This is a genomic window from Stieleria sp., assembly GCF_041595215.1.
GTDB lineage: Bacteria > Planctomycetota > Planctomycetia > Pirellulales > Pirellulaceae > Stieleria > Stieleria magnilauensis.
In genome coordinates this window covers 1-9,958 of record NZ_JBFHKV010000194.1, presented here as the reverse complement: position 1 = coordinate 9,958, position 9,958 = coordinate 1, and the positions used below count along the sequence as shown (strand labels likewise).

6 protein-coding genes are annotated in these 9,958 nt (G+C 60.4%); 3 read left to right on the top strand and 3 right to left on the bottom strand.

What is annotated here, in order from left to right; all coding sequences use genetic code 11:
- Window positions 1-55 precede the first annotated feature (55 nt).
- Entirely contained in the window at window positions 56-1,969 is a 1,914-nt protein-coding gene (locus ABX749_RS10010; RefSeq protein ID WP_372895852.1) for an AAA domain-containing protein, read from the top strand.
- Between the two features lie 36 nt (window positions 1,970-2,005).
- On the opposite strand, the gene ABX749_RS10005 is transcribed toward ABX749_RS10010, so the two are convergent.
- Complete coding sequence (locus tag ABX749_RS10005) at window positions 2,006-3,334, bottom strand: hypothetical protein (protein ID WP_372895851.1); 1,329 nt, start codon at window positions 3,332-3,334, stop codon at window positions 2,006-2,008.
- Between the two features lie 254 nt (window positions 3,335-3,588).
- Between ABX749_RS10005 and ABX749_RS10000 the strand changes: the two genes are divergently transcribed.
- On the top strand, window positions 3,589-5,919 hold the full coding sequence (locus ABX749_RS10000) for an RND family transporter (protein WP_372895850.1): 2,331 nt from the start codon (window positions 3,589-3,591) through the stop codon (window positions 5,917-5,919).
- A 49-nt stretch (window positions 5,920-5,968) separates the two neighbouring features.
- On the opposite strand, the gene ABX749_RS09995 is transcribed toward ABX749_RS10000, so the two are convergent.
- Both ABX749_RS09995 and ABX749_RS09990 read right to left on the bottom strand, forming a co-directional pair.
- Window positions 5,969-7,612 carry a sulfatase gene (locus ABX749_RS09995; protein WP_372895849.1) on the bottom strand — a complete coding sequence of 548 codons (1,644 nt, stop codon included), beginning with the start codon at window positions 7,610-7,612 and terminating at the stop codon, window positions 5,969-5,971.
- A gap of 108 nt (window positions 7,613-7,720) precedes the next feature.
- Complete coding sequence (locus ABX749_RS09990) at window positions 7,721-8,494, bottom strand: AraC family transcriptional regulator (protein WP_372895848.1); 774 nt, start codon at window positions 8,492-8,494, stop codon at window positions 7,721-7,723.
- Window positions 8,495-8,751: 257 nt separating this feature from the next.
- Here ABX749_RS09990 and ABX749_RS09985 point away from each other — a divergent pair, with 257 nt between their 5' ends.
- Window positions 8,752-9,771, top strand: a complete 1,020-nt coding sequence (locus ABX749_RS09985) for a DUF3500 domain-containing protein (RefSeq protein ID WP_372895847.1) — start codon at window positions 8,752-8,754, stop codon at window positions 9,769-9,771.
- The last annotated feature ends 187 nt before the right edge of the window (window positions 9,772-9,958 follow it).

The window sequence follows — 9,958 nt, the reverse complement described above, 5'->3', positions numbered from 1 at the left end:
GTGAACAGACCCGCAAACCGTACATCCGTGACGGGCAAAAAGAAACGCCAATCGAATGACGATCACCGCGAAACAACCTCTCGACCGATTGAGCGTCGACGACTACTTCGACGTCCTCTCGTCCTGGTTGGATCTGGAAGCCGATGCCGAACGCGCCCGAATGGCGCTGCGACGGCAGATGCGAAACACGCGTGATGCCGAACGAACCGGCGAGACGATTCTGGGGCTTCAACTTCAAGACCACCAGACGGGACTCGCCGGTCGGTTTCTGTTCGATTTCGCCAAAGTTGGCGGGAAACCGTTACCGCTGAATCGATTGAAAGTCGGATCACCGGTCGTGATTTCCGATGCCGACGATCCGGGCGACCAGGGGATCGCGGGCGTCGTCAGTCGTCGCAGCCAATCGGTGATCCAGGTGGCGTCGGAAAAGTGGCCCGACGCAAGGTACTTTCGGCTGGATCTTTCACCCGATGAAACCACCCGTCGCCGACAACTGGCGGCGATGGCGTCGGCACGCTGCGCCAGCGGCCGGGCCAAGCAGATGCGGGACCTCTTACTGGGACAGCGCCCGATCCGCTACGGCGATCCGGATCCGATCGAATTCCGCAGCGATTTGAACCCGCCACAGCGGGACGCGGTCCTGTTTGCGTTAGCCGCGCCCGACATCGCGATCCTGCACGGCCCGCCCGGCACCGGCAAAACGACAACGCTGGCCGAAGTCATCTATCAAGCGGTGATGCGTGGCGACCGCGTGTTGGCCTGTGCCCCCAGCAACACGGCCGTCGACAACTTGCTGGAACGGTTGGTCGCGATGCTGCCCAACGTGCTGCGGGTCGGCCACCCGGCTCGAGTGTTCGAATCGTTGCGCGGTCACACGCTGGACGAACTCGTCGACGCCGACCCGTCCTCGGCGGTGATCCGCGACATGCGACGCGAGTTATCCGAATTGATGCGTTCGGCGGCGCGGTCGCATCGCGGGCGGGATGGAAAGAAGCGACGCAGCTTGTTGTACTCCACCGCCGGTGATCTCCGCGGCCAAATTCGATCGCTGGAACGTAGCGTCGTCCGGGGCGTCATCGAAGGGTCCGACGTGATCTGCACGACGACAACGATCGACGAAGACTTGCTGGGCGACGCTCGGTTCGATTTGGTCGTGATCGACGAAGCGTGTCAGTGCACCGAATCAAGTGTCTGGCAAGCGGTTTTGCGTGCCGACATGGTCGTCATGGCCGGCGATCACTGCCAGCTTCCACCGACGGTGTTGTCCGACCAGGCAGCCGCCGAAGGCATGCGTGACTCGATGATGCATCGGTTGATCGAACGCGAAGGCCAATCGATCTATCGACGGCTGACGGTACAGTACCGCATGCACCAGTCGATCATGGAATTTTCTTCACAAGAGTTCTATGACGATTCGCTGGTCGCCGATCGCAGCGTTGTCGAGCATCGACTGTGTGACCTTCCGAATGTCCAGTCGTCGCCGATGACCGAAGAGCCCTTGATGTTGGTCGACACGGCCGGTGCCAACCTGAACGAGGAACTTGAACGCGACGGCGAAAGCAAACTCAATCCGGGCGAAGGCAAGCTGGTCACCCGGTTCGCGACCGAATTGATCGAGGCCGGTGTGCTGCCCGATCAAATCGCCATCATCGCCCCCTACGCGGCCCAGGTGCGTTGGCTCCGCAATCGCCCGGAATTGCGCGACGTTGAAATCGATACCGTCGATGGTTTCCAGGGCCGAGAAAAGGAAGTCGTCTTGATCACGCTGACACGCAGCAACGATCGCGGCGAAATCGGTTTCCTGGCCGACACCCGGCGGACCAACGTCGCACTGACCCGCGCCCGACGAAAGCTGATCGTGATCGGCGATAGCGCCACACTGGGCGGCAACGACTTTTACCGCCGAATGCTCGAATACTTCGAATCACAAGGCGCCTATCGAAGCGTGTTCGAATTCGGCGTCGATTGAATGAGTCCGTCACGCAGTGCGTGACTCCCGGCATGCTCAGCATGCCCTACGTTTACTCTTTCCTCCCACCACACTACACACCGCCAGGATCGCGATCGCGGGCATAACCGGGGCTCGCATTCGAAGATTGCTCCAGTAGACCGCATGGACGCCCGTCAGCGTGATCGCCAATAACCAGATCGCCCACCAGCGACTGCCAAAGACTCGTCGCCGGTGCCGCGCGACTGTGACGATCACCGCCAATGACAGCGCGACGTAGAACAAACCCACCGCGAGGGTGGCCGGCGTGGAACGCCCCGCGACCGCATGCGGAAACGGACTCCACAGACGCCCCACACGCACGACCATCGACCATGCGAACACAGACGGGTGTCGCTTGATCGTGGCCACGGCCGATTCATAGCACAAACGATCGTCGTCAACCTCCGAGACCGCGGCGTCGTAATTCGGTGTCCCGGTCCAATCGCGTCGCCAAAACGCCGCCTCGCGAGGGTCGCCCTCGTAACGATGCGCGTAGGCGTTCAAGAACGACGTCGCGTCCCAGGCTTGCCCGAATTGCCCTTCCGAAAGATAGCGATAGAACGACTCGTTATTGGCCAACAACAACGTGTATCCGCCATGGGTCGTGGCCCAGACCGGATGTCCCAAGACCCGCATGTTTCGCCACGTCCAGCCGCCGACCGCGAGGGCGACGACCGACGCGATCACCAGGGCAGATTTCACACCGCGTCGGTTTCGAAAACGCAACGGCGTGGCGACAACCAACAGCACGGCCCAGACGAGAAAGGTCGGCCGGCAGAGGTAGGCCAACGCGAGCGCCCCGCCGATTCCCAAGGGAAAAAAGATCGAACCACGCCTGCGCGCGGAGGTCGCCCCTGCGGCATTCCATCCGCTCCACAACCAGATCACCGCAGCAGCCAAGGTGGCGGCCAAGGTTTCGGTCATCACTTCGACGGATTGCCGCAACAGAATCGGGTCGATTGCCGTCAAGACAACCGCCGCCAAACCCAGGCGGTCACCGCCGTCGAACCGAGACGACTCACGAAGCTGCGCCGCGAAATGCCGCGTCGAGAGGAAGACAAAACAGGCCGTCAATGCGGCCAAGACGAGATGCAGCGCTGCGACGGCAAGTCGCGACAGTTGTCCGCCGGGCATGCAAATCGACAACAACCAGGGATACAGCGGCGGCCGAAACGCGATCGCTCGCGTCGATCCGTCCGCACCGGTCAGACCAAAAACACCGGATTGCCGCAGCGTTTTCGCGATCACCCGATAGGCATCCGGATCCGCGACGAACGCGTCGGAGTCAAAATAGATCACCCCACCTCGAATCAACAGCGTCAGCCCGACGGCCAACAGCAGCATTCGGAGATTTGATCGAGAGGGCAAGGGAACGGCTCTGGGGTAACAACCTGGATACGACGACGCGCGGCGGACGCCGCCAATTCTATCACTCTGATCGACCGTCCGCGGAAAAGGGGTCAGGCACCAAAAATGCGAAGCACCCTACGGGCCATTTGGTTTTTGGTGCCTGACCCCTTTTCCGCTCGATCAGCGTGGGGGGATGACATCGCGACGCATGCTTGACGAGCCGTATGGCGTCCACGTAGCCTGTCCCGATGCAGTTCTTGATTCAATACGCGATTCGTTGGCGATTGGTCCTGATGGCCCTCGGCATCGTGACCCTGGCCGGCGCGTACCCCATCTCCACACGATTGACGACCGAACAAAGTGTTTCGTCGTTGTTCGGTGATCAAGACATCACGCTGCAACAATACGAAAACCTGAAACGTTGGTTCGGCGAAGACGACGTGCTGGTGCTGATGTACCGCGACGAAGCGTTGCCGACGGCGGGCGGCATCGAGCGGAGCCGCCAATTGACCGAAAAGGTCAGGGCGCTCGATGGAGTCACCGCCACCCTCTCACCTTGGGTGCTCAACGAAGCGGCCGAGGGGATGAATAAAGTCAACGTGTTGCCGTTCGGGAACGGCGATGCATCGCCGGCTGACGAGACGCCGGCGCTGATGCGTCCCGATGACCCGGTCGGCAAGGGACTGAGCGACATTTTTTCCGGCTACACCCATTCGGCGGACTATTCGCACGCGGCGGTCGTGGTGATGATCGACGACCAAAAAACCGCGTCGACCGTGGCGGGGCTGCGCGACATCACCGCCTGGTGGTCCCAGCAGCAGTTGGTCAGCAACGTTTCGCTGGTCGGCGAACCCGTGCTCGTCGACGAAGCGTTTGCCTTGGTGCGTCGCGATGGGGCGCGATTGGCGATCGTGACGATTGCGTTGCTATCGCTGGTGTTGACCCTGGCGCTGTTGGACTTGCGCTTGGTGCTGCTGCTGGCGCTGGTGATCGGGTGGTCGGTCGTGCTCACCAAAGCCACGATGTTTTTGGCCGGCATCTCGCTATCGTTGATCGCATCGATTCTGACGGCCATTGTCACCGTGGTGGCGGTCACCGCGGTGCTGCACCTGGGCGTCCGCTATCACAGCCGCCGCGGCCGCGGGTTCTCTCAGATCGAATCGACCGAAGAAGTCATGCAGCGGATGGCCGCGCCGATCTTTTGGACGTGCGCGACCGATGCGGCGGGATTCGCCGCGCTCTATTTTTCCGAAATCCTGCCGGTGCGTCAGTTCGGTTTGATGGTTGCACTGGCGGCGATGAACGTGTTTGTCGCGATCTTGCTGTTCACGCCCACATGCTTGATGCTTCCCGAACTTCGTTGGATTCGACGCATCGTGCCGACACGGCATCTGCTGACACGCACCTTGCGTCGACTTTGTTTTCGTGTGGCGGCCTGGTTTGCCGGGCATCGAAAATGGACGGTTTCGGGTGCGGCCGTCGTGATGGTCGTTGCCATCGTCGCCGTCACGCGGGGCGAGACCGAGACCAGTTTCTTACGGAACTTTCGTCCCGACAGCACGATCGTCCAGGACTACGGCAACGTTGAAAATAACTTGGGAGGAGCGGGGGTTTGGGATCTGGTGCTCGATGTGCCCGCGACCCTGTCCAATCCATTCCTGTCGCAAGTGCAAACGCTTCAACGCGACCTGCTCGGCGAACTCGGCGGCGATTCGGGTTTGAGCAAGGCGATCAGCATCGCCGATGCCACCGAAGTCCTGGGGCGTTCGTCGGCCGGAAAATGGATGCCGGCATCGGTGCGGATCGCCGCGATGCGGACGCGATTGCCCACCTTCATCGGCGCGTTGATTTCCGAACCGATCGGCGCGGCACCGCAGCGGCGTAAGTTGCGCATCATGTTGCGAAGCCCCGAGGGATTGTCGGCCGACACCAAACGCGAACTGATCGCAAACGTGCAACGCATCGCGTCGGAACATTTGCAGCGATGGGACTCGGAGACCGAACCAACCACAACGGAAGAACCAAGCAGCGAACAGCCGGTCACCGAACGTGTCACCGTGACCGGGTACTACGTGATCATGACGCGATTGGTCGACCAGTTGGTGTCGGACCAGTGGCGCTGCTTCATCGTTTCGGCGTTGTTGATATGGCTGTTGATGGGCATCGCCACCCGCAGCTTGCGTCTGGCGACGGCGGCGTTGGTGCCGAACTTGCTTCCCGCGTTTTTGGTGTTGGCAACCGTCTCGCTCGGCGGAGGCCGAATCAACATGGGCGCCGCGATGATCGCCGCGGTCTCGGTGGGACTGTCCATCGATGGCTCGGTGCACCTGTTGACGGTGTATCGGCGTCGGCGAGCGATCGGCCGCAACCCCGGTCAGGCGTGTGTGTCTGCGGCCGGCAACATCGGCGCTCCCGTGATGTTGGCGACGTTTGCACTGGTCGCCGGTTTCAGCGTGCTGTCGACCAGCGAGTTCATTCCCACGGCGACCTTCGGGACACTGGTCGCATGGACGCTGGTGATCGGAACGCTGATCAACCTGAGTGTCCTGCCCGCGCTGGTTCGCACGCTGGATCGCTAAACACGGGATGGGCCTTCAGCCTGTCCCTGCCTCACGCCGACAGCCGGTTTCACTTCGGCCGGCGTGCTTCCAGCCACGGTTGCTCGGGAACCCACTCGGGATGTTGCCGTGCCCACTCCGGTTCAGGGAACCAGCGCAGACCGCTGACCCGCGGGTAGGTCTCCCACACGTTCGCCTTCTCGGGCGCGGTGACGCGGACGTCTCCTGTACGACGCAGATAACTGTCGAGCAGGTTCGACAAACGCTCCCGAATCTCTCCGAACGATGGATCGGCTGCCAGATTATTGAGGCAATCGGGGTCGCCGACGATGTCATACAGTTCCTCGCCGGGACGCAACCCGACCGACAATTGCATCAGCCGAGCGACGTCCGGTCGATCCTGATTGGCGATCATCCAGTCAAGCGTCGGACAAGCATCGATATCGTGATAGCCGCCGTCGGCCGGCCCCAATTCGAAGCTGACCAATTTGCCGGAATCATCGTACTTGGCGCGGTTGTATTTCTGCGGCGTCCCGGCGGGGAACCGTTCGGGCGCGAAGTTGCGGATGTAGAGATGGGTGTCGGTTCGGACGCAGCGACAGGGATACCCCAGTGTACGAAACCGGGACGACGAGTGACGTTCGCGACCGCTATAAACCGCGTCGCGCGATGGCGACACCTTATCGGCTTCGTTGCTGTATCGGGGCAGCAGGTTGATGCCAGGTAACTGATCGGCTTGCTGGGGCACGACGCCCGCGGCGGCAAAAATGGTTCGCGTCACATCGATCAGGCTGACCAGATCATCGGTATCTTGACCGGCGGGAATCCGATCGGGCCAGGCGATCGCCAGCGGCATGTGAATCCCGTACTCGTACAAATTCGCTTTGGCACGGGGGAACGACATGCCGTTGTCGCTGGTGACGATCACCAGTGTGTTGTCGAGTTGGCCGTCGCGCTGCAGTCGATCCAACATGCGTCCCAAGTGCGAATCAAACCATTGAATCTCGTACATGTAATCGGCGATGTCGCTGCGAATTTCCGGTTCGTCGGGCAGGAACTTGGGCACCGAGATCGCATCGGTGTCGATGCCGCTTGCTTTACCCAACCCCTTGCCGAATACGCGATGAGGCTCGGAAGCGCCGAACCAAAAACAAAACGGTTGGTCGTTATCGCGGGCGTCGAGGAAGTCGTCAAAGTTCGCGGCGTAGTCGTTCGAGGCGATGCCCTTGGGAGCCTTCAGTTTTCGCTTGCCGTAGGATTTGCCCGCCGGGTTATGGGGCCAACCGACGGCCTTGCCAGGCGCCCAGCCCTTGCCCGTCATCCCGACGTGGTAACCGCTTTTTTCCAATTGGCTGGTGAAGACCGGCAAATCGGTGGGGAAATAGCTGGCGTGTGTTCCGGCTTCACGGATCTGCCAGATCTCGCGGCCGGTCAGAAAGGCCGCCCGCATCGGGCTGCAACCCGGCGCCGGCGTGAACGCGTTTTGAAACAGCACGCCGGCTTTGGCCACGCGATCGAAACTCGGGGTCCGGATCGCCGCGTCGCCATAGGCCGAAGCATGGGGATAGGACTGGTCGTCGGAGATCGCGATCAAGATGTTGGGACGCCGGGTCTGGGCCTGGGAAACCGACGGAAGCATCACCGCCCATCCGCAGAGCAACCCAACCAGACCGACGAGGCTTCGCATTTGAATCAACCAACAGGAACGTGTCATCAGGCAGTCATTTCTTGTGGGGAGCAGGTCGTGTGGGGAGCAGGTCGTGTGGGGAGCAGGTCGTGTAGGGTGCAGGTCGTGTAGGGTGCAGGGGGTCGAGAGCTTCCATCAAATGCGTGGCAGCACGCGTTGGCGTTTGCGGAATTTGAGCGGGGTTTCTCCGATGTGTTTTTTGAACTGTTGTGTGAACGCGCTTTGGTCGCAGAAACCGAATTTCAAGGAGATGTCTCCGACGCTCATGTCGGTATTGATCAGCGCGTCACTGGCCGCTTTGATCCGCGTTTTGGCCAAGAATTCTTGCACGTTCAACCCGAACAGTTCGACGAATCGACGATGCAGCTGGCGTGATGAAACGCCCGCGATCGCCGCCAGTTCGTTGACGCCGATCTTGCGATCCAGGTTTTGGTGGATGTGATTCAAGATGTCGTCAATTTGCGAGTAAGCTTGGATCTCGGCGCGCGCGCCATTGTAATCCCGCACCGTCCCCATCACCCCGATCACTTCGCCACGGTTGTTGCGGACCGGCAGCTTGGTGGTCACGAACCAGTCCAGCAGGCGATGTTCGGTGTACCAGATTTCGACACGATTGATCAACGGTCGGCCGGTTTCGATCACCGTCCGGTCGTCGCGGACAAATTCATCGGCAAGCTGTGCGGGAAAATGATCGTAGTCGGACGTCCCGATGATTTCGGCTTCGCTGGACACCCCCAGTCGATTCAGGATGGCGGAGCTGACCGCCATCATGCGGCTCTGGGCATCCTTGACGAAAAAGTAGACGTCCGGGAGATAGGCGAACAGTTGCTGAAATTGCTGAGGCCCACCCATCGCTTCAAAAAACTGCTCTTGAAGCTGACGGGGGTTGCCGGGCGGGGATACATTCATTTTTTTCGGTCGTCCATGCGATGCACTTGGTGGAGGACGCACTGTCGTCAACAAAACAAGATTGGATTGTAACCGATCTCCCCGGAGAAGCCTGACTGGGTAGCGACGCCGCCTTGCGTTAGAATTGGGGCCGACGGCACCTCGCCGAGGCGACCTGATGGCTGGGACCTGATGGCCGCGTCCTGGCATCGGCTGTCGGCAATTCCCCCCCACACCCGCCTCCTACTCTCCCCACCAACCTCGTGAGATCTCTTTCCATGCGAATCCTATCCGTTGCGTTTGTTTTGTTGTGTTTGACGGGTGCCGGGCTGAAGCTCGCCGATTCCCCCGGCTCTCAAGTCGCTCTGTTCGCCAATCATTTCCTGGAACAATTGGACGACGACCAGAAATCGATCGCAACGATGCCCTATGACAGCGACAAACGCGTCGATTGGCACTTCATCCCGAAAAAGACTCGCAAGGGGCTGATGCTTCGCAACATGAATGCCTCCCAACGGGTCGCCGCCCTGCGGATGCTTCGCAGTGCCCTCAGCGAAGCGGGCTACGGAAAGGCCAGCAAGATCATGTTGCTCGAAGGCGTGTTAAGGGAACTGGAAGGGGAAGACCGCACCTGGGAACGCGATCCGCACAAGTACTTTGTGACCCTCTTCGGCACGCCCGGTGACGAAGGAAAATGGGGGCTCAGCTTCGAAGGACACCACCTGTCGATGAATTTCAGTTTCAGCGACGGCGCGTTGGTCGACAGCACACCGCAATTCTTCGCCGCCAATCCCGCCACCGTGATGAACGACGTTTCCGGACCGCTGGGCAAGGGAACACGCGTGCTGAGAGACGAAGAACAACTCGCATTTGATCTGGTCGCGTCGCTCGAGACCGGCCAGAAAGACATCGCGATCATCGACCAAGATGCGCCCGAAGAAATTCGCTTCGCCGGCGAAGCTCAAGCAAAGGTCGATGAACCGGTGGGCATCACCTATCGCGAAATGAGCGAGGAGTCCAAGGCATTGCTGACCAAACTGGTCAACACCTACATCGATGCCGTCACCGAACCGGTCGCCGATGAACGCCGTGCCCAGATCGAAGAAGACGGCTGGGACGGTGTGCATTTCGCTTGGGCCGGCGCCACCAAGCCGGGCATCGGGCATTACTACCGCGTGCAGGGCAAACGGTTTTTGATCGAGTTCGTCAACACGCAAGCCGATGCCGCCGGCAACCCGGCCAACCATATCCACTGCGTCTGGCGCGACCTGTCCGGCGATTTTGATTTGACGCCGTAAACCGTCGAGCCTCTTCGATCGGGATCGGCAAGACCGGAGGGCTTGCGCCCAATACCTCAAAATCGAGAAGCGACCTACCCCCAAATGGCTCCCCTCTCCCCCGAACAAGCCTCTTGATTGATTCGGATCGATCATGCGCGTCAAGTGATTTTAGAACGCGAAAACGTTGCGACGAGTAGAGGCTTGT

Excerpts from the sequence above, each read along its gene's own strand:
- ABX749_RS10010 (WP_372895852.1), top strand. The coding sequence starts at position 56 with ATGACGATCACCGCGAAACAACCTCTCGACCGATTGAGCGTCGACGAC.
- ABX749_RS10005 (WP_372895851.1), bottom strand. The coding sequence starts at position 3,334 with ATGCTGCTGTTGGCCGTCGGGCTGACGCTGTTGATTCGAGGTGGGGTG.
- ABX749_RS10000 (WP_372895850.1), top strand. The coding sequence starts at position 3,589 with ATGCAGTTCTTGATTCAATACGCGATTCGTTGGCGATTGGTCCTGATG.
- ABX749_RS09995 (WP_372895849.1), bottom strand. The coding sequence starts at position 7,612 with ATGACACGTTCCTGTTGGTTGATTCAAATGCGAAGCCTCGTCGGTCTG.
- ABX749_RS09990 (WP_372895848.1), bottom strand. The coding sequence starts at position 8,494 with ATGAATGTATCCCCGCCCGGCAACCCCCGTCAGCTTCAAGAGCAGTTT.
- ABX749_RS09985 (WP_372895847.1), top strand. The coding sequence starts at position 8,752 with ATGCGAATCCTATCCGTTGCGTTTGTTTTGTTGTGTTTGACGGGTGCC.